This is a genomic window from Pseudomonas palmensis, assembly GCF_017848315.1.
Taxonomy (GTDB): Bacteria; Pseudomonadota; Gammaproteobacteria; order Pseudomonadales; family Pseudomonadaceae; genus Aquipseudomonas; species Aquipseudomonas palmensis.
Genome location: NZ_JAFKEC010000039.1, coordinates 1 through 20,603, shown reverse-complemented (window position 1 = coordinate 20,603; position 20,603 = coordinate 1). Strand labels below are relative to the sequence as shown.

General features: G+C 66.0%; 10 protein-coding genes and 1 tRNA gene. 8 read left to right on the top strand and 3 right to left on the bottom strand.

Translation table 11 applies throughout. The features are described 5' to 3' along the window. The first annotated feature begins 26 nt into the window (after nt 1-26). From JZZ72_RS18830 to JZZ72_RS18815, 4 genes are all read left to right on the top strand, one after another. A complete protein-coding gene (locus JZZ72_RS18830) occupies nt 27-9,107 on the top strand; it encodes a hemagglutinin repeat-containing protein (protein WP_210014891.1) in 9,081 nt (3,026 codons plus the stop codon). Continuing rightward, nucleotides 9,107-9,721, top strand: coding sequence for a GAD-like domain-containing protein (locus tag JZZ72_RS18825; protein ID WP_043861310.1), 615 nt, complete (start codon nt 9,107-9,109; stop codon nt 9,719-9,721). Before JZZ72_RS18830 ends, JZZ72_RS18825 begins: the two co-directional genes overlap by 1 nt. Nucleotides 9,722-9,725: 4 nt before the next feature. Next, nucleotides 9,726-10,343 (top strand): hypothetical protein, encoded by a 618-nt coding sequence (locus tag JZZ72_RS18820; protein WP_043861309.1) that lies wholly within the window; start codon nt 9,726-9,728, stop codon nt 10,341-10,343. Between the two features lie 131 nt (nt 10,344-10,474). Then, nucleotides 10,475-11,380, top strand: a complete 906-nt coding sequence (locus tag JZZ72_RS18815; RefSeq protein ID WP_210014890.1) for a hypothetical protein — start codon at nt 10,475-10,477, stop codon at nt 11,378-11,380. Nucleotides 11,381-11,449: 69 nt separating this feature from the next. Here the strand turns inward: JZZ72_RS18815 and JZZ72_RS18810 are convergent. Next, a tRNA-Arg gene (locus tag JZZ72_RS18810) sits at nt 11,450-11,526 on the bottom strand. A gap of 262 nt (nt 11,527-11,788) precedes the next feature. Here JZZ72_RS18810 and gabD point away from each other — a divergent pair. From gabD to JZZ72_RS18795, 3 genes are all read left to right on the top strand, one after another. Continuing rightward, on the top strand, nt 11,789-13,231 hold the full coding sequence (gene gabD / locus JZZ72_RS18805) for an NADP-dependent succinate-semialdehyde dehydrogenase (RefSeq protein ID WP_043861307.1): 1,443 nt from the start codon (nt 11,789-11,791) through the stop codon (nt 13,229-13,231). Nucleotides 13,232-13,413: 182 nt separating this feature from the next. Then, nucleotides 13,414-14,694, top strand: coding sequence for a 4-aminobutyrate--2-oxoglutarate transaminase (gene gabT / locus JZZ72_RS18800; RefSeq protein ID WP_054915891.1), 1,281 nt, complete (start codon nt 13,414-13,416; stop codon nt 14,692-14,694). A gap of 136 nt (nt 14,695-14,830) precedes the next feature. Continuing rightward, nucleotides 14,831-16,033, top strand: coding sequence for a response regulator (locus JZZ72_RS18795; protein WP_043861305.1), 1,203 nt, complete (start codon nt 14,831-14,833; stop codon nt 16,031-16,033). A gap of 97 nt (nt 16,034-16,130) precedes the next feature. Here JZZ72_RS18795 and JZZ72_RS18790 read toward each other — a convergent pair whose 3' ends face one another. Together JZZ72_RS18790 and desA are read right to left on the bottom strand one after the other, a co-directional pair. Next, on the bottom strand, nt 16,131-17,120 hold the full coding sequence (locus JZZ72_RS18790) for a sensor domain-containing diguanylate cyclase (RefSeq protein ID WP_058541701.1): 990 nt from the start codon (nt 17,118-17,120) through the stop codon (nt 16,131-16,133). A 150-nt stretch (nt 17,121-17,270) separates the two neighbouring features. Next, nucleotides 17,271-18,455, bottom strand: a complete 1,185-nt coding sequence (desA, locus tag JZZ72_RS18785) for a delta-9 fatty acid desaturase DesA (protein ID WP_043861303.1) — start codon at nt 18,453-18,455, stop codon at nt 17,271-17,273. A 150-nt stretch (nt 18,456-18,605) separates the two neighbouring features. On the opposite strand from desA, the gene dibA reads away from it, so the two are divergent. Further along, entirely contained in the window at nt 18,606-20,501 is a 1,896-nt protein-coding gene (gene dibA / locus JZZ72_RS18780) for a phosphodiesterase DibA (RefSeq protein ID WP_043861302.1), read from the top strand. Nucleotides 20,502-20,603 lie beyond the last annotated feature (102 nt).

Sequence of the window (20,603 nt, the reverse complement as noted above, 5' to 3'; positions counted from 1 at the left end):
GGTCTGGCACCGCAAATGGAATTGCAATGAACAAGCATCTCTACCGTATCGTTTTCAACAAGGCTCGCGGGCTGCTGATGGTGGTCGCCGAGAACGTCGCCAGCCAGGGCAAGGCGCCGGGCACCACCACCGGGCCCGTGGCCGGCTCGGCCGGCACACTGGCCGAACTGGGCCGCCTGCGTTTCGCAATGATGCTCGCCCTCGGCCTGGTGGCGCTGGACGCTGCACCTTCCTGGGCCGCCGGGGTGGTTGCCGATGGACGTGCGCCAGCAGCCCAGCGCCCGAACGTGGGCCAGAGTGCCAACGGCACGCCGCAGGTGAACATCACCGCCCCCAGCGCCGCCGGCGTGTCGCGCAATACCTACAGCCAGTTCGACGTGGACAAGCGCGGGGTCATCCTCAACAACGGCGTCAAGGCCAGCCAGACCCAGCTGGGTGGCTGGATCCAGGGCAACGGCAACCTGAGCAAGGGCAGTGCGCGGGTGATCCTCAACGAGGTCAACGCCAGCAACCCCAGCCAGTTGCGCGGCTATGTGGAGGTGGCCGGTCAACGCGCCCAGGTGGTGATCGCCAACCCGGCCGGCGTCACCTGCGACGGCTGCGGCTTCATCAACGCCAACCGTGCCACCCTGACCACCGGCCAGGCGCAGCTTGAGAACGGCCGCATCACCGGCTACCAGGTCAAGGGCGGTACCCTCAGCATCCAGGGCAAGGGCCTGGACAGCGCCGACGCCGACTACACCGACCTGATCGCGCAGAGCGTGCAGGTCAACGCCGGCATCTGGGCCAAGGACCTGAAAGTCACCGCCGGGCGCAACCAGGTCAACGCCGATAACACCCGCGCAACCCGGCTGGCAGGCAGCGACGAGGAGGCCCCCGCAGTCGCCATCGACGTGGCCAAGCTCGGCGGCATGTACGCCGGCAAGATCATGCTGGTGGGCACCGAGGGCGGTGTGGGCGTGCGCAACGCCGGCACGATCGGTGCCGGCGCCGGCGAAGTGGTGATCAGCGCCGACGGCAAGCTGCTCAATAGCGGCACCCTCAGCAGTGCCGGCGCCACCCGCGTCGCCGCCAAGGGCGGTGTCGACAACAGCGGCACGGTCTATGCCAAGGGCGACCTGCAGCTGAGCAGCGCCGGCGACCTGAACAACAGCGGCACCCTGGCCAGCCAGGCCAATGTCGAACTCAAGGCGACCGGCGCGCAGTCGACCATCACCAGCAGCAAGGGCTCGGCACTGGCTGCCGGGCTGGACGAGAGCGGCAAGCTGGGCAAGGCCGGCAACCTGACCCTCACCGCGCAGCGCGTGCAGGCCCACGGCGAACACCTGGCCGGCGGCGACCTGCAGGTCAGTGCAGGCGACGTCGACCTGAGCGCCAGCCGTAACGTGGCCGGCAACATCACCCTCACCGGCGGCGACATCAACCTCGCCAACGCCAGCGTCGATGCCAGCAAGACCCTCAGTGCCACCGCCCGCCAGACCCTGCGCAGCGACGCCGCCAAGGTGGTGGCGGGCAACCTGCAAGTACGCGCCGGCGAGCTGTCGAACGTGGGCGGCGAGCTGACCCAGAGCGGCAAGGGCAGCACCTCGATCAAGGTCGACGGCACCCTCGACAACCGCAGTGGCCGCATCGCCAGCAACGCGACCCATGCCACGCTCAGCGCCGCCACCGTGGTCAACACCCAGGGCCGCGTCGAGCATGCCGGCGCCGGCACCCTGCAGTTGTCTGCCACGACGCTCGACAGCGCGCAGGGCACGCTGGTCAGCACCGGCACCCTGCAGCTCAAGGCCGGCCAGGTTCAGCTCGACGCCGGCGTGGCTCAGGGCAAGGACGTATCGATCGAGGCCGACACCCTGTCCAACCGCGGCGGCAAGGTCCTGGCCACCCAGGGCGGCAGCCTTGCGGTCACCACCCAGGGCCTGCTCGACAACACCGGCGGCACCCTTGCGGCCAGCGGCAACGGCGTGTTCAACGCCGGCACGCTGGACAACCGCAGCGGCACCGTGAGCGCCGGCGGCACACTGTTTGCGGGCGCTGGCGAGCTGTTCAACACCGCCGGCACCTTCGCCGCGATCCGCCAGATGACGCTGACTGCGGCGCACCTGAACAACAGCGGCGGTACGGTCGGCTCGGTACAGGGCGCCCTGCTGCTGACTGCCCGCGACAGCCAGCTGGGCAACGTGGGCGGGCGCCTGGAAGCGGCGGGCGACATCGTGGTGAACGCTCAGGGTATCGACAACAGTGGCGGCGTGATCAGCGGCCTGGCACTCAACCTGAACAGCAATGGCCAACTGCTGCAGAACGCCCAGGGCACCCTGGATGCGCGCAGCACCCTGGACCTGCGCAGCGGGCGCCTGGAAAACGCCGGCGGGCTGATCCAGTCCCAGGGCAGGCTGTACATCGATACCGGCGAACAGGCACTGGTCAACCTCGACGATGGCAGCGGCAAGGGCATCATCAGCCAGGGTGCGCTGGAGATTCACAGCGCGCACCTGAGCAACGCCGGCGGTTACGTCTCGGCCAAGGGCGCGATGCAACTGCTGGCCGCCGACGTGACCAACGCCGGCGGGCGCATCGTCGGCGCCGACAGTGTGCAGGTGCAGGGCCTGCGGCTGAACAACCAGGCCGGGCAGATCCAGGCGCTGGGCGCCATCGACGTGGCCTCGGCCGAACGGGTGGACAACCAGGGCGGCCTGATCCGCTCCGCCGGTTTGCTGCATGTGTCGACCGGCACCCTCGCCAACAACGCCACCCAGGCCGACAACCAGGGCCTGCAAGGGCACGCCCTGCGCCTTGAGTCCGACGTGCTGGGCAACCAGGCCGGTGTGATTCGCGCCGACACCACGCTGGACATCGGCGTCAGCCAACTGCTGGACAACGCGGGCGGGCTGATCAGCTCCAGCCAGCACCTGAACATTACCGACCGTGACCCCGCTGCGCGCCGCCAGAGCATCAGCAACCTCGACGGGCGCCTGCTGGCCGGCCAGTCGCTGAGCCTGAACGCCGCCTACTACAGTGGCAACGGTCAGGCCGTGAGCCTGGGCGACCTGACCCTGCGCCTGCTCGCAGGCCTTGAGCTCAGTGGCCTGCTGCAGGCCAACGGCACCCTCGACGTGCAGACCGGCGGTGCGCTGAACAACAGCGGCAAGCTGCTGGCCGGCCGCTCCATGCTGCTCGACGCCAGTACCCTGGACAACCGCGCCGAGGGTGAAATCAGTGCCGACCAGGTGCGCATCACTGCCCACCAGAGCCTGACCAACCGTGGCCTGATCGACGGCCAGAAGGTACGCCTGCAAACCGGCGTGCTGTACAACCTGGGCACCGGTCGCATCTACGGCGACCAGCTGGGCATCGCTGCCGGCACCCTGGTCAACGCCAACGAGGGCGACCGCTCCGGTGCCATCGCCGCCCGTGCGCGCCTGGACATCGGCGCCACGCAGATCGACAACAGCGAAGCGGCGCTGATCTTCAGTGCCGGCGACATGGCCATCGGCGCCACGCTGGATGACGCCGACCACGCCAGCGGCCGCGCCGCGCTGCTGACCAACGCCAGTGCCACCATCGAGTCGCTGGGGCACATGGCGCTGGACGTGCAGACCCTGCGCAACCTCAACAACCACTTCAGCACCCGCGACGTGGAAATCAGCCGCCAGAGCTTCCAGGAATTCCAGCTGGCCGGCTCGCCCAACCGCTACCAGGCCGACCAGGTCACGTTCCGCCACAACGAAGTGCAGTACCTGATCACCCCCGAGGGCCAGAAGGACAACTGGAACCGCTACGACGTGACCCGCGTGGTGCGCGAAACCCAGATCGCCACCTCGGCGCCGGGGCAGATCCTGGCCGGCGGCAACCTGGTCATCAACGCCGGCGAAGTGCTCAACGACAAGAGCCGGATCATCGCCGGCGGCCTGCTGCAGGGCGCCATCGGCAGCCTGGTGAACACCGAGTTCAAGGGCCAGCAGGTCACCACCGACAGCGGCACGGTGACCAACTTCTACCGTATCCAGCGCAAGGGCCGCGACCGCCAGGGCGCCCGCGTGGCCGGTTATGTGCCCGCGCCGCTGATCCAGGAAATCTCGCTGCAGCCCACCGTATGGCAGGAGCTGGCCGCCATCACCGGCAGCGGCACCCAGCTCGGCGGCCATGCCAGCCAGCTGAGCGACCAGCAGGCCGCCGGCGCCGGCGCGGTGGACAGCGCCGCCGCCAATGCCTACCAGGTGGCGCCGATCATCGAGGTGGCGGCGCAGGCCGGGCTCGATGCCGAAGGCGTCGGCGAGCAGATCCGCACCGGCGGCCCGGTGCTGACCCTGCCGAGCAACAGCCTGTTCGACAGCAACCCGCAGGCGGTGCGCAATTATCTGGTGGAGACCGACCCGCGCTTTGCCGGCTACCGCAACTGGCTGTCGTCCGACTACATGCTGCAACAGCTGCACCTGGACCCGGGGCAAACCCTGCAACGCCTGGGCGACGGCTTCTACGAACAGAAGCTGATTCGCGAACAGGTCGCCCAGCTCACTGGCCGGCGCTTCATCGACGGCTATGCCAACGACGAGGAACAGTACCGCGCGCTGCTCGACAACGCGGTTACCGTGGCCAACACCTGGCAACTGGTGCCGGGTGTGGCGCTGAGCGCCGAGCAGATGGCCCAGCTGACCAGCGACATCGTGTGGCTGGTGGAAAAACAGGTGACCGTGGCCGGCGGCGAAACCCGCAGGGTGCTGGTGCCGCAGGTGTACGTGCGGGTGCAGCAGGGCGACCTCAACGGCGCGGGTGCGTTGATGGCCGGCCAGCAGCTCAAGCTCGACGTGAACGACACCCTGAGCAACAGCGGCAGCCTCGGCGGACGCAGCATCCTGGCGCTGACCGCGCAGAACGTGGAGAACCTCGGCGGGCGTATCCAGGCCGACAAGGTGTCGGTGCAGGCACGCGAGAACCTCGACAACCTCGGCGGCCTGATCGGCGCCGTGGACAGCCTGGCGATCAGCGCCGGCAACGACCTCAATGTCATCTCCAGCACCCATGACAGCAGCAGCGAGCAGGGCACGCGCAGCAACCTGTCGCGGGTGGCCGGGCTGTTCGTCAGCGGCGCCGGCGGCACGCTCACGGCCTCGGCCGGCAACGACATCAACCTGGCCGGTGCCCAGGTGGTCAACGCCGGTGCCAACGGCAGCACGCAACTGGTGGCCGGCAACAACCTGAACCTGACCACTGTCACCGAGTCGCACCAGCAGTCGATCACCTGGAACAGCAGCAACTGGCGCAAGGACGCCAGCCGGACCGAGGTGGGCAGCAATGTGCAGGGCACCGGCGACGTCAGCCTCAAGGCCGGTCAGGACATCAACCTGCGCGCCAGCCAGGCCAGCAGCGAGCAGGGCATGGTGATGGCCGACGCCGGCCGCGACGTGAACCTGATGGCCGGGCAGAACTACCAGTTCGCCGACGAGGCGCACAAGGTCACTGGCGGCAACGGCATGTTCTCCAAGACCACCAGAACCACCCGTGACACGCTCAGCGAAACCACCGCCCAGGGCTCGACCCTAAGCGGCGAGCACACCTACGTGCAGGGCGGGCGCGACATCAACCTGCAGGGCGCCAACGTGGTGTCCAGCCAGCAGACCATCCTGGTGGCAGGCAACGACGTCAACATCGCGGCGGCCAGCGACAGCCGCAGCGAGCGCCACGACAAGACCGAGAAGACCAGCGGCCTGTTCAGCGGTGGTGGCATCGCCGTGACCGTCGGCACCCAGGAGCAGCGGGTCAAGGACATGACCACCAGCACCACCGCGGTGGCCAGCACCGTCGGCTCCACCGAAGGCGACGTGCTGATCGAGGCCGGCAAAAGCTATCGCCAGGTCGGCAGCCAGGTCATGGCGCCCAAGGGCGACGTGGATATCCGTGCCGAGAAGATCGCCATCGTCGAGGCGCGCAACACCAGCGAGCGTGAGCGCCAGACCCTGTTCAAGCAGACCGGCGTGTCGCTGACCCTGACCAACCCGGTGATCAGCGCCATCCAGACCACCCAGCAGATGAAGCAGGCCTCGGACAAGACCGAAGACGGGCGCATGAAGGCGCTGGCCGCGGCCACCGCGGCACTGGCGGCCAACAACGCGGCCACCGCGGTGGCCACCGATCCGGGTTCGGCGGGCGGGATCAACCTGAGCCTGTCGCTGGGCACCAAGAAGAACCAGAGCACCACCGAGCAGCACAGCGATACCGCTGCCGGCTCGACCATCGTCGCCGGCAACGACGTGCGCCTGATCGCCACCGGCGCCGACGAGGACAGCACCCTCACCGTGCGCGGCAGCCAGATCAAGGCCGGCAACAATGCCAGCCTGCTGGCCGACGGCGACATCAACCTGCTGGCCGCCACCAACACCAGCACCCAGCAGACCGACAGCACCGGCAGCAGTGCCAGCGTCGGTATCGGCCTGTCGCTGGGCGGCACGCGCAACGGCTTCACCCTCGACCTCGGGGTGTCGGGCAATCGCGGCGAAGCCGATGGCGAGGACCTCACCCATACCAACACCCATATCGATGCCGGCAACCAGCTGGTCATGGTTTCGGGCGGCGACACCAACCTCAAGGGCGCGGTGGTCAGCGGCAAGCAGGTGGTGATGGACGTGGGCGGCAACCTCAACATCGAGAGCCTGCAGGACACCAGCACCTACACCGTGGACGAGAAGAGCCTGGGCGTGGGTATCAGCCTGTGCATTCCGCCGTTCTGCTATGGCATGAGCTCGGTCAGTGGTGCCAGCGGCAGCTTCGGCGCCACCGACATCGACTCCAGGTACGCCAGCGTCACCGAGCAGTCGGGGATCAAGGCCGGCGACGGCGGCTTCGATATCTACGTGGCCGGCAACACCGACCTGGTGGGCGCAGTGATCGCCAGCAGCGACAAGGCCGTGCAGGACGGCAGCAACCGCCTGGTCACCGCCAGCCTGACCAGCCGCGACATCAAGAACGAGGCCGAGTACAAGGGCAGCAGCCTGAGCCTAGGCGGCGGTTACCGCGAGGTCGGCAAGGACCAGCAGGGCAACGCCACCAGCGGCGCCACGCAAACCCCTGGCACCGACCTTGCGAAAAACGAGAACGACATCGGTGTGAGCATGCCGATCGCCATCAGTGCCAGCGATAGCGCCAGCAGCGTGACCCGCAGCGGTATCAGTGGTGGCAGTATCGTCATCACCGATGCGGCCGAGCAGCACAAACGCACCGGCAAGAGCGTGGACGAGGCCATAGCCAGCCTCAACCGCGACGTGTCCAGCGACCGCGATGGCAGCAATGCGCTGAAGCCGATCTTCAACGAGGAGCAGATTCGCGCCGGGTTCGAGATCGTCGGCGCGTTCGCCAACGAGGCGGGCACCCTGCTCAACAACAAGGCCAAGGAAGTCGACGCCAAGCGTAACCAGGCCAAGGAGGCCGAAGCCAAGGCCGCCAACCCGGAACTGGGCGACGGCGAGCGTACTGCCTTGCTGCTGGCGGCCAGTGACCTGCGCCATCAGGCCGACGGCATTGCCGAAAACTGGGGCGCCGGCGGCACCTACCGGCAGATCACCACCGCGCTGGTGGGCGCGGCCAGCGGCAACATCAGCGCCGGCAACACGGCGTTCATGCAGGGCCTGGTGGTCAACTACGTGCAGCAGCAGGGCGCGGGCTATATCGGCGAGCTGGTGGCCAACGGCAGCCTTATCGAAGGCTCGCCGGTACACGCGGCGCTGCACGGCATCCTCGCCTGCGCGGGCGCGGCGGCCAGCAGCCAGAGTTGTGGCAGCGGTGCGGCCGGGGCGGCGGCATCGAGCGTGCTCACCGGGTTGTTCTCCGAAGCCAGCCCCAACGAGTCCGAGGCGCAACGTGAAGCCAAGCGCAACCTGATCACCAGCCTGGTCACCGGGCTGGCCGCCAGCACCGGCCTGGATGCCGCCACCGCCAACACCGCCGCTGGCGCCGCCACCGACAACAACTGGCTGGCCACCCAGCAACTGGTGCAGGCCAAGAAGGAGCTCAAGGAAGCCGAGGGCCTGGCGGACGAGCTCAAGGTCATTGCCAAGTGGGGCTTCATCAGCAAGAAGCAGGACCTGCTGACCCAGGTTGGCGTGGGGCGTGGCCTGGTCGAGGCCGGCATCAACGATATCGAGGGGCTGGCGCAGTTCATCGCGCACCCTATCGATGGCCTCAAGGGCATCAAGGAACTGATTTCCAACCAGGAGGCGCGCGACAAGCTGGGCGCCGATGTGGTGGATGAACTCAACGCCAAGATCGACCGCGTGACCCTGGCGCTGGAGGTGGGCGGTGACGAGCACGCCATGCAACTGGGGCGTGACCTGGGCGAGATCGTGTGGCAGGCCGGCAGCATTGCCACCGGCGTGGGCGGCGCGGCCAAGGCCGGCGTGACGCTGGCCAAGACCGGCATCAAGATGGGCCGGGCGGGTCTGGAAAAAATGGCCGCCAAGGCCGAAGTGCTGGTCAAGGAAGCGCCGGTGGCCAAGGTCGAGCTGCCCCCTGCCGGCAAGCCGGCGGCGGGTGCGGGCACCGTGGCCACCGTCGAGCGCCTGGACGAACTGCCCGTGAAGCAGTTCAACCCCTATGACAACCCGCGCTACAAGGAGATGACGCCCACCGAGCAGCAGGCGTACCTCAAGGAATACAACAAGCAGTTGCAGGCCCAGCAGGACGCCATCAACAACATGACCGCCGACGAGTTCAAGTTCGCCCGCGAGGCGTTCGACAGCACCGGGCGCAACCCCGACGCGGTGGCGCTGCAGCGCAAGTTCGGCCGCGAATTCGAGCGCAGCGTGGCGGAGAACATCCAGAAGGGCCTGGTCAACAACGGTGTCGACCCCAAGGTTGCGGCGCAGATGGCCAAGGCACGGGCCAAGGAAATCAAGTCGAACCTGGCCGCACTGCACGAGCCCGACATGGTGGCTGGCGGGTGGGTAAAACCCGACCCTGTTAGAATGGGCAATTCGAACGTCAACTCGTCGATCGGCGCCAGCTGGTCGAGCCGGCTGCCGCTGTTGGACGAGACCGTGCGCAAGGCGGTGGAGGCGGGCAACGGCAGTGCCAAATTGAACATCAGGTTAGAGCTAGCCAGGGGAGCCAGTCAGTGATGAAGGACGCATTTCTCGAGATGTTTATCGAGGCCATGGGCGAACCTGCCCATCAGCGGCCCGTGCCGGCCGAAAGCATCGCGCAGTACCGTGGCCGCCTGCCGGACAAACTGCTGGAGTACTGGCAGGAGCAGGGGTGGGGCAGCTATGCCGACGGCCTGTTCTGGCTGGTCAACCCGCACGACTACCAGCACCTGCTGGACATGTGGCTGCAAGGCACCGAGTTCGAGAAGCTGGACACCTACCATGTGATCGGCCGCACGGCCTTTGGCGACCTCTATGCATGGGGCGAGACCTATGGCCGCAAGCTGATCGTGCTGTGTGCGTACAACCGCGTGTACGCCATGAGCAGCGAAAAGAACGTGCCCTGCAGCAACCCGGACCTGGAGCTGCAGTCGTTCCTGTCGATGGTCGAGCGCGAGGACTTCGACATGGAGGACGCCGATGGCGAGTTCCTGTTCGAGCGTGCGCTGCAGGCCCTGGGCCCGCTGGGCGAGCAGGAGCTGTACGGCTTCGAGCCCGCGCTGGTGATGGGCGGCAAGGCGGTGCTGGGCAACCTGCGCAAGCTGCAGCTGGATGTGCACCTGACGATTCTTCGCCAGTTCGGTCGCTGAGCGCATGACCCTGCTCGATGACTGGATAGCGTGCCGCGAAGGTCGCGTCGTGCTCGACAGCTCGCATTTTCTCGGCTTGTTCAAGGAGCATGGCAGCGACGCGGAGCTGGCGCAGATCTTTGCCGGCTTTGCCCAGGCCGATGCCTTGCAGGCGCGGGCGCAGCAGGTGCTGGCGGCAGGTTCGCTGGACAGCAGCCTGTACCTGTTGCCGCAGCGCGGCTGCGATGAAGGCCGGCTCAAGGCCGCGGCGCTGGCCTGGTGGAACGAACAGGCACGGTACTGCCTGTCCACCCAGGGGCCGTGGCCGGAGCAGGCCCACTGGCAGCCTGTGGTCGAGGTGGTAAGCCGCGAGGTGGCGTTGAAGGCGTTGCAGAGCGATGCGCCGAATGCCTGGGTGTTCGAGCATTTCGCCGACACGGTCATCGAGGACGTGCGTGACAGCCAACTGCCGATGTACGCGCTGCTCGAAGCGTTGTACGGGATTGCCGCTGACTATTACCTGGCGTGGTACATCGCGGCGCCGCTGCTGGCGCTGGAGGTGGATTTTGCGCGTTATTTCGAGCTGTGGCGGCTGGGGGGCATGAGCGTGGTGCTGCAGGACCGGCTGCTGGTGGCCGGTTGACAGGTATCAGCAGAGCCGGCATCGACGGCGAACAGGCCCGCACCGCCTGCCAAAACCTCCGGCACTGCCTGTAGACTCTCCAGCGCCCCGCACCTGTGCGGTTGATCGATCAAGCGTTGAGAGGATAGAGAATGAGTCTCTGGGATGACCTGAAAAAGAAAGCCGTCGACGCCAACCCCGAGCTTGCCGCCAAGGCGGCCCAGGCGCTGACCAAGGCCAGGGAACTGGCCGTGGAGGCCGGGCAGAAGGCCGCGCCGGTGCTCAAGGAGGCCAGCGAAAAGGCCGCTGCCTACGCCCAGGAGAAAACCCCGATCCTCAAGGCCCAGGCGCTCAAGGCCATCGACGACGCCAAGGTGCGCCGCGCCGAGCTCAAGGAGCGCGCCAGGCACGACAAGGCCGCGTGCGAGGAAATGGTGCGCACCATGTATGACATCAGCCTGTCGCCCGACGACCCCAATTTCATCGACGAGCCGTTCAACCACTACGATCGGCAGTTGCATTTCTTCGTGGTCACCGGCGAGATTCTCGACACCCAGAAGCGCAACCAGACCCACCTCAGCGTCAGCCACTCGCACCATTCCGGCGGCGGCTACATGATCGACGGCTACGGCTCCATCGGCGGCAGTTCGTCGTCGATGCACGTGAGCAGCCACAACATCCAGGAGCATGAGTTCTGGGTGAAGCTGCGCGATGGCAGGGAAGCGTGTTTCCAGTTCGCCGACAGTGCCGTGCGCATCCGCACCGGGCAGACAGTGAGCATGCTGTTCGCCCGCCCTGCCGACACCCAGACCGGGCAGATGGTGGCGCTGTACAACCACAGCTCGCAGGAAAACCATGTGATCGCCGGGCCGGCCGCGATCAACCAGATATTCAACCTGTATACCGTCGAGCCCGGGCTGTTCAACGGCAACGAAGTGACCACCCGGCGCAACCGCCTGCTGCAGGAGCTGGATCGGCGGCTGGGGCAGTTGGCCAGGTACTCGGCATTGCATGGCAACAGCCAGGGGCAGCTGATAGAGGGCGAGCGCACGGTCTGAGCCCGGCCTGCCCCTTTTGCGCGCCCATGAAAAAAGGCCCGGGTTTTCACCTGGGCCTTTTGTCGTAGATGGCGCACTCGGCGGGATTCGAACCCACGACCCCTGCCTTCGGAGGGCAGTACTCTATCCAGCTGAGCTACGAGTGCAACGCGGGCGCCATGATACCCATCTGCACCCTTGGCGTCCATCGCCAGTAATGTTGTATTCGATTCCGAACACTCGCTGGCGCAAAAGTGACGTTGATCTGAAATTTCAGGGTCTGCTAGGCTTTTTGTTCTTTTTTTCGAACACCCTATTGTCCTTTGTTCCCGTTGATCCTAGGATTCGTTTGAGATTTCAAACGCTCTCCTTTTTCTACAAATCAATAATTCGCCCTGTGTTCGCACGGTGCAGTTAAGGAAGCCCGACATGCAGCTCAAAGACGCCCAGTTGTTCCGCCAGCAAGCCTTCGTCAACGGAGAGTGGCTGGACGCGGACAACGGTCAGACGATCCAGGTGACCAACCCGGCCACCGGTGAAGTGCTCGGCACCGTGCCTAAAATGGGCGCCGCCGAAACCCGTCGCGCCATCGAGGCCGCCGACAAGGCTCTGCCGGCCTGGCGCGCACTGACCGCCAAGGAGCGTGCTGGCAAGCTGCGCCGCTGGTTCGAACTGATGATCGAGCACCAGGACGACCTGGCCCGCCTGATGACCTCCGAGCAGGGCAAGCCATTGGCCGAAGCCAAGGGCGAAATCGCCTATGCCGCCTCGTTCATCGAGTGGTTCGCCGAAGAAGCCAAGCGTGTCTATGGCGACACCATCCCGGGCCACCAGCCCGACAAGCGCCTGATCGTGATCAAGCAGCCGATCGGCGTTACCGCGGCAATCACCCCGTGGAACTTCCCGGCTGCGATGATCACCCGCAAGGCCGGCCCGGCCCTGGCCGCTGGCTGCACCATGGTGCTCAAGCCCGCTTCGCAGACCCCGTACTCGGCCCTGGCCCTGGTCGAGCTGGCCACCCGTGCCGGCATCCCGGCTGGCGTGCTGAGCGTGGTCACCGGCAGCGCCGGCGACATCGGCAGCGAACTGACCGGCAACCCGATCGTGCGCAAGCTGTCCTTCACCGGCTCGACCGAAATCGGTCGCCAGCTGATGGCCGAATGCGCCAAGGACATCAAGAAGGTTTCCTTGGAGCTGGGCGGCAACGCTCCGTTCATCGTGTTCGACGACGCCGACCTGGACAAGGCCGTCGAGGGCGCGATCATCTCCAAGTACCGCAACAACGGCCAGACCTGCGTCTGCGCCAACCGTATCTACGTGCAGGACGGCGTCTACGACGTGTTCGCCGAGAAGCTCAAGGCGGCAGTCGCCAAGCTCAAGATCGGCAACGGCCTGGAAGACGGCACCACCACCGGCCCGCTGATCGACGGCAAGGCCGTGGCCAAGGTGCAGGAGCACATCGCTGACGCGGTGAGCAAGGGCGCCAAGGTACTGAGCGGCGGCAAGCTGATCGAAGGCAACTTCTTCGAGCCGACCATCCTCGTCGACGTGCCGAAAAGCGCCGCCGTGGCCAAGGAAGAAACCTTCGGCCCACTGGCTCCGCTGTTCCGCTTCAAGGACGAGGCCGAAGTCATCGCCATGTCCAACGACACCGAATTCGGCCTGGCCTCGTACTTCTATGCCCGTGACATGAGCCGTGTGTTCCGTGTCGCCGAAGCCCTGGAATACGGCATGGTCGGCATCAACACCGGCCTGATCTCCAACGAGGTCGCGCCGTTCGGTGGTATCAAGGCCTCGGGCCTGGGCCGCGAAGGCTCCAAGTACGGCATCGAGGACTACCTCGAAATCAAATACCTGTGCATCAGCGTCTGATCGCAGCGTAAGGCTTTACCTCTGCCAGCGGGGCGCGAGAGCGCCGTCCCGCTGGCCTTTTTTACACCGTGACATCCGGCCGCCTGGGCCCCTGCAGCAGTCGATCAACGCATGCTGCTGCAGTCGAATACCGGCCGCCCCGATCGAATCGCGCCACCTGCGTGTGGCGAAATGAGGACATTATGAGCAAGACCAACGAATCCCTGATGCAACGCCGTGTAGCCGCCGTCCCACGTGGCGTCGGCCAGATCCACCCGATCTTCGCCGAGTCGGCCAAGAACGCCACCGTGACTGACGTCGAAGGCCGCGAGTTCATCGACTTCGCCGGCGGTATCGCGGTACTCAACACCGGTCACGTGCATCCGAAAATCATCGCTGCCGTTGAAGCTCAACTGCACAAGCTGACCCACACCTGCTTCCAGGTACTGGCCTACGAGCCGTATGTCGAAGTGTGCGAAAAGATCAACGCGCTGATCCCGGGTGATTTCGCCAAGAAAACCCTGCTGGTCACCACCGGTTCCGAAGCCGTTGAAAACGCCATCAAGATCGCCCGTGCCGCCACCGGCCGTGCCGGCGTGATCGCCTTCACCGGCGCCTACCACGGTCGCACCATGATGACCCTGGGCCTGACCGGCAAGGTCGTACCGTACTCGGCCGGCATGGGCCTGATGCCAGGCGGCATCTTCCGCGCCATCTACCCGAACGAACTGCACGGTGTGAGCATCGACGACTCGATCGCTTCGATCGAGCGCATCTTCAAGAACGACGCCGAAGCCAAGGATATCGCTGCGATCATCCTGGAGCCGGTCCAGGGCGAAGGCGGTTTCTACGTCGCGCCTAAAGAGTTCATGAAGCGTCTGCGCGCCCTGTGCGACCAGCACGGCATCCTGCTGATCGCCGACGAAGTACAGACCGGCGCTGGCCGTACCGGTACCTTCTTCGCCATGGAACAGATGGGCGTCGCGCCTGACCTGACCACCTTCGCCAAATCCATCGCTGGCGGCTTCCCGCTGGCCGGTGTGTGCGGCAAGGCCGAGTACATGGACGCCATCGCTCCAGGCGGCCTGGGCGGCACCTACGCCGGTAGCCCGATCGCCTGCGCCGCGGCCCTGGCCGTGATGGAAGTGTTCGAAGAAGAAAAACTGCTGGACCGCAGCAAGGCAGTCGGCGAGCGTCTGGTCACTGGCCTGCGCAAGATCCAGGACAAGCACCCGATCATCGGTGACGTGCGTGCCCTGGGCTCGATGATCGCGGTCGAGGTGTTCGACAAGGCCGGTTCCCACACCCCTAACCCGACTGCCGTTGCAGCCGTCGTGGCCAAGGCGCGTGACAAGGGCCTGATCCTGCTGTCGTGCGGTACCTACGGCAACGTGCTGCGCATCCTGGTTCCGCTGACTTCGCCTGACGAGCAGCTGGACAAGGGCCTGGCCATCATCGAAGAGTGCTTCGCCGAACTGGCGTAAGTGTGACGCGATAGGAAAAAACCCGCCTCGGCGGGTTTTTTTTCGCCCAAAGCCCGACAAGGGCGCTAAGGTTTGCACAGGAGCTACCTTGGAAGACGCCCTGGATGGCGTGCATCGAGATGTCAGGAGAAGCCCGATGACCGTTTCAAACCCACCCACCGCACCCTGTGTGCTGATTGCCGAAGGCGACCCGTGGGTGCGTGACATGCTCAAGGACATGCTGCTCAGCGTGCGCTGCGATGCCCGCCTGCACGTCTGTGCCAATGGCCACGAGGCGCTGTCCGCGCTGGCCAGCCAACCCGATCTGATCATCGCCGCCCGCGAGCTGCCCGGCATCGACGGCCTGGACCTGCTGCGCAGCGTGCGCGCCAAGCGCCGCAGCTTGCCGTTCATCCTGATCAGCAGCCGCAGCGATGTGGCCAGCGTGCGCGAGGCGCTGCCGCTGGCGCCCACGGCGTACCTGAGCAAGCCGCTCAATGCCGAGCTGCTGCGCCAGCGCCTGGAGGAGCAACTGCTTGGTGCCGGCGAGGCGGTGGCCTGCCCGGTGCCGGCATTGCGCCCGGGCATCACCTTGTCGCGGTTTCTCGAAGACCACCGCAGCACCGCCGATGGCGGGCCGTTGCTGGCTGATGTGAAGCAGGCGATCAAGCACGCGCTCAACCCCGAGGGGCTCAACCTCAAGGCACTGGAAGAAGAGATCCGCAACGACCCGCAGATCACCGCGGTGCTGATCGCTGCGGCCAACAGCGCGGCGCTGCATCGTGACGGTGCGGTGCAGACCCTGCTGCAGGCGTTGAACAAGCTGGGCACCACCCAGAGCATGAACCTGATAATGGGCCTGGCACTCAAGCGCAGCGCCAGGCTCAGCGACCCGTTGCTGTCACGCCATGCCGAGCATTTCTGGGGCCTGTCGCTGCACACGGCCGAGTATGCCGCCAGCCTGGCGCGGTCGATGGAGCTGGACCAGGAGCGTTGCTACTGTGCCGGCTTGCTGCATTGCCTGGGCGACCTGGCGTTGCTGCGCTGCCTGCAGGAGTGGAGCCTGGCCGGGGGCGAGCTGGACGAGGACGCGGTGCAGTTGTCGTTGAACGAGTATGGCGCTGCGTACGGCTCGGCGCTGCGTACCCGCTGGCGCTTGCCGCTGGAGCTGCGCGAACTGATTGCCTCGGTGTATCAGTTGGGGGGCGGGGTGTACTCGCGGGAGAACCTGATCTTGAACCTGGCCGGGCAGCTGGCGCGGCTGCCGGCCGAGCAGGGCCTGGAGCAGTTGGCCGAGAGCAAGACGGCGCGCCTGCTGAGGGTGGGGTTGGCGCAGCTGGAGCTGCTGCGCAAGGCCTGAGACCGCAATCGCGGGTCAAGCCCGCTCCCACAGGGCCCTGGTAAACCTGTGGAAGCGGGCTTGGCCCGCGATGGGGCCGGCTCAGGCGCCGGACGTTTCAGCCCCTGACAATCTGGTTCTTGCCCTGCCGCTTGGCCTGATACATCGCCGCATCCGCCCGTGCGAACAGGCTGTCGAGCACTTCATCCTCCTCATCGATGCCGGTCAGCCCCTGGCTCACCGTCACCCCGAACACTTGTTCGTCCTGGCTGAAGCTAAGGCGCTGGATCTCGCGCTGCAGACGCTGCGCCACCTGCAGCGCCAGCTCCGGCGTGCACCCGGGAAACACCGCCGCGAACTCTTCGCCGCCAATGCGCCCGAACAGGTCGCCACGGCGCAGCACCGCCTTGCCGCTGTCGGCGATGCGTTGCAGCACCTGATCACCCGTCTGGTGCCCGTAGGTGTCGTTGACCTGCTTGAAGTCATCGATGTCCAGCAGCAGGAACGCCATCGGCGCCTGCTCCTGGCGTGCCTTTTCGAAGGTGTGGTGCGCGCATTCGAAAAAGTGCCGGCGGTTGCTGCTCTGGGTCAGCACGTCGGTGGTGGCCAGGCGCTGCAACTCGCCTTCGAGCTGCTTCTTTTCGGTGATGTCCTCGGCCATGCCGACCACGATCACGCCCTGTGCGCTGTCGGCCTGCTGGTTGATGAAGCACTTGTCGCTGAGCCAGCGCACCTGCCCGTCGGCGGCGATGATGCGGTACTCGCGGTCTTCCACCGCGCCCTTGACCAGCACCTCGGCCAGGCTGCGTTCGGCGTACTCCAGGTCGTCGGGGTAGATGCTGTCGCGCCACTCGTTGTGATCGGCCAGCAGCAGACCGGCCGAGCGCCCGAAAATCCGCTCGTAGGCCGGGCTCACGTACAGCACGCGCCGGGTTTCCCAATCCATGGCCCAAAGCACCGCGTTGACACTGTCCAGCAGCGAGCTGAACAGCTGCTCGCGCTCGCTCAGGCGCGCGACTTCACCCTGGGCATGCAGCAGGGCCAGCAAGGTGTGCGCGGGATGCGACGGTGGGCTGAACGACGGGGACGGCGGGTTCTTGTTGACCATGTGCACGAAGCGTCTCGAAAAGCGGAATCGAAAGGCGAAGGGCGTGCGGCCTGACACGGCCCGCCACGCGGGCGATATGCCAGTCAGAGTGAAAATCGAAGGGAGAGTTCCTCAGGCGCGCCCCAGGACGGGGCGCACCGATCAACGGCGTCAGGCCAGGGCAGGGCGCAGCGAGTAGGTCTTGAGCTGTGCGGCGAAGTCGCGCAGCGACTGGATACCGCTGGCCTCGGCCTCGTGCACCCAGTCCTTCATCGCGGCCAGCATGTCGTGGCCGTTGGCGCTGGTGCGTGCCCAGATCTGCTGCAGGGCCAGGCGCTTCTCGTAGATGGTCTTGAGTGCCTGGCTGTGCGCCAGCATCGACTCGATGCGCTGGTGGTGGCGGTCTTCGAGCAGGCTCGGCTCACGCGAAAGCAGGCGCTTGGCGCGGCGGAACTGGTGGCGCACCGAGTCGTCCACGCGCATCAGCTCCTGTTTGACCAGCGGCGCGATCACCAGCTTGCGGTACTGTGCCATGATCTGGAAGCGGTTGTTGAGGATCGCCATGGCGGTGTCCATGTCTAGCTGGCCCTTGCCCTCGACGCGGTGCGCGATGGGTGCCACGCGCTGCACCTTGGCCAGGCGCAGCCAGGTGAACAGCTTGATCCACGCCCAGCCCATGTCGAACTCCCAGCGCCTGACCGAAAGCTTGGCCGAGTTGGGGTAGGTGTGGTGGTTGTTGTGCAGCTCTTCGCCGCCGATGATGATGCCCCACGGCACCAGGTTGGTGGCGGCATCGCGGCATTCGAAGTTGCGGTAGCCCACCGCGTGGCCCAGGCCGTTGACCACGCCGGCGGCCCAGAACGGAATCCACATCATCTGCACTGCCCAGATGGTGATGCCGATGGTGCCGAACAGCAGCACGTCGATCAGCGCCATCAGCGCGATGCCGCCCAGCTTGTAGCGCGAGTACAGGTTGCGTTCGATCCAGTCCTCGGGGCAGTTCTTGCCGTAGATGCGCAGGGTCTCGGGGTTCTGCGCCTCTTCGCGGTACAGCTCGGCACCCTTGCGCAGCACCGTGGACAGGCCCTTGATGACCGGGCTGTGCGGGTCGTCGACGGTTTCGCACTTGGCGTGGTGCTTGCGGTGGATGGCGGTCCATTCGCGGGTGTTCTGCGCCGTGGTCAGCCACAGCCAGAAGCGGAAGAAGTGCTTGAGCCCGGCATTGAGCTCCAGGGAGCGGTGCGCGGAATAGCGGTGCAGATAAACCGTGACCGCGACGATCGTCACGTGGGTCATCAGCAGGGTGACGGCCAGCAGTTGCCAGGCTGACAGGTCGAGAAAACCGTTGTACCACATAGGCGGGTGGGCCCTCGTAAAGCGAAAGAAACAGCGCAAAGTATTATCCCTACCCTACTAAATAAAACCAGTCGGCGTTTTAGATAGGAGGTCACGGGATATTTCTACCCCTATAATGGCCATCATTTTGCCCTGGGTTCCAGCGACTCTATGTCTGTATCCGTTCGAGACGCCCTGCGTATGTCCGCGCTGTATCTGGTGCTGTCGGTCATGTGGTTGGTGCTGTCTGATCAAATACTGAGCAATCTTTTCGATGATCCCGCCCAGTTGGCACGCTGGGAGCTGATCAACGCCTACGCGTGGATGGGCTGCAGCGCTGCGCTGATCTTCGTGTCGCGCTGGCGCCTGCTCAATTTCATCGGCGTGGGCGCGCGCCTGCGCCGCGAGGACCGCGAGCGCCTGCGCATGGCCGCGGCGGTGTTCGACAGCACCCTCGAAGGGGTGCTGGTGAGCGACCGCGACGGCCTGATCGTGCACGTCAACCGGGCGTTCATGCAGATCACCGGCTACCAGAAGGACGAGGTGCTGGGCCAGCGCCCGAGCAAGTTCAAGTCGGGCCGCCACGACACCGCGTTCTACCAGCAGATATTCGCCACCCTGGCCGAGAAGGGCGAATGGAGCGGCGAAATCTGGAACCGGCGCAAGAACGGCGAGATCTACCCGCAGTGGCAGACCATCTGCGCCATTCACGACGACAGCGGTCAGCTGACCCACTACGTGGCGGTGTTCAGCGACATCAGCGCGATCAAGCACACCGAGCGCGAGCTGGCGCACCTGGTGCACCACGACCCGCTCACCGACCTGCCCAACCGCCTGCTGTTCAACGACCGGGTCAAGCAGACCCTGGCTGCGGCCCAGGCCAACAAGCGCGGCTGTGCCCTGTTGCTGCTGGACCTGGACCACTTCCAGAGCATCAACGACAGCCTCGGCCACAACACCGGCGACCAGTTGCTCAAGGCCGTGAGCGAACGCCTGCTGGCCCAGCTGGGCACTGGCATGACCCTGGCGCGGCTGGGCGGCGACGAGTTTGCCGTGCTGTCCGAGAACTGCGCCCAGGTCGGCCAGGCCGCTGCCCTGGCGCAAGGCATCATCGATTGCCTCAAGGAGCCGTTCGAGCTCGACCACCATCGCCTGTTCACCAGCGTCAGCATCGGCATCAGCCTGTTCCCCAGCGATGCGCTGAGCGCCGAGCAATTGCTGCGCAACGCCGACTCGGCGCTGTTCAAGGCCAAGGGCAATGGCCGCTCGGGGTACGCCCTGTACACCGAGGAGCTGACCGCCCATGCCCAGCAGCGGGTCGAGACGGCCGGCGAGTTGCGCCGGGCCCTGGAGCAGCAGGAGCTGCGGGTGTACTACCAGCCGGTGCACGACCTGCTCACCGGTGCCATGATCGGCGTCGAGGCACTGGTGCGCTGGCAGCACCCCGAGCGCGGGCTGGTGCCGCCGGGCGAGTTCATCCCGATTGCCGAACGCACCGGGCTGATTGCCGAGATCGACACCTGGGTGATGCGCCAGGCCTGCCAGCAGATGGTGCAGTGGCAGGCCGAGGGCAAGGCCCTGAGGTTTGTCGCGGTCAACGTGTCCAGCCGCCTGTTCGGCAAGCGCAGCCTGTACCAACTGGTGGCCCAGGTGCTGCACGACACCGGGTTGGACCCGGCGCGGCTGGAGGTCGAGGTGACCGAAAGCGCGGTGATGGAAGACCCCGAGGTGGCGCTGGAGCAGTTGCACCGCCTGCGCGAGCTGGGCCTGCAACTGGCCATCGACGATTTCGGTACCGGTTACTCCTCGCTGCTGCGGCTCAAGCGCCTGCCGGTGCAGAAGCTCAAGATCGACCAGGGCTTCGTGGCGGGCCTGCCCCATGACGATGATGACGTCGCCATCGTGCGGGTGATCATCGCCCTGGCGCGCAGCATGGGCATGCAGATCCAGGCCGAGGGCATCGAAGAGGCCGAGCAGGCGCGCTTCCTGCTGGAGCAGCAGTGCGACATGGGCCAGGGCTACTGGTACGGTCGACCGGTACCGGCGCAGCAACTGCGCTGGTCCTGAGGGCCCTTTCGCGGGTCAAGCCCGCTCCTACAGGGGCCGGTGGAGAACCTTGTGGGAGCGGGCTTGACCCGCGATGGGCTGCAAAGCAGCCCGCCTCTACAC

What these genes read in the sequence shown, in the direction of transcription:
- JZZ72_RS18815 (WP_210014890.1), top strand. Translation starts at nt 10,475, where the DNA reads ATGAGTCTCTGGGATGACCTGAAAAAGAAAGCCGTCGACGCCAACCCC.
- JZZ72_RS18830 (WP_210014891.1), top strand. Translation starts at nt 27, where the DNA reads ATGAACAAGCATCTCTACCGTATCGTTTTCAACAAGGCTCGCGGGCTG.
- JZZ72_RS18825 (WP_043861310.1), top strand. Translation starts at nt 9,107, where the DNA reads ATGAAGGACGCATTTCTCGAGATGTTTATCGAGGCCATGGGCGAACCT.
- gabT (WP_054915891.1), top strand. Translation starts at nt 13,414, where the DNA reads ATGAGCAAGACCAACGAATCCCTGATGCAACGCCGTGTAGCCGCCGTC.
- gabD (WP_043861307.1), top strand. Translation starts at nt 11,789, where the DNA reads ATGCAGCTCAAAGACGCCCAGTTGTTCCGCCAGCAAGCCTTCGTCAAC.
- JZZ72_RS18820 (WP_043861309.1), top strand. Translation starts at nt 9,726, where the DNA reads ATGACCCTGCTCGATGACTGGATAGCGTGCCGCGAAGGTCGCGTCGTG.
- JZZ72_RS18790 (WP_058541701.1), bottom strand. Translation starts at nt 17,120, where the DNA reads ATGGTCAACAAGAACCCGCCGTCCCCGTCGTTCAGCCCACCGTCGCAT.
- desA (WP_043861303.1), bottom strand. Translation starts at nt 18,455, where the DNA reads ATGTGGTACAACGGTTTTCTCGACCTGTCAGCCTGGCAACTGCTGGCC.
- dibA (WP_043861302.1), top strand. Translation starts at nt 18,606, where the DNA reads ATGTCTGTATCCGTTCGAGACGCCCTGCGTATGTCCGCGCTGTATCTG.
- JZZ72_RS18795 (WP_043861305.1), top strand. Translation starts at nt 14,831, where the DNA reads ATGACCGTTTCAAACCCACCCACCGCACCCTGTGTGCTGATTGCCGAA.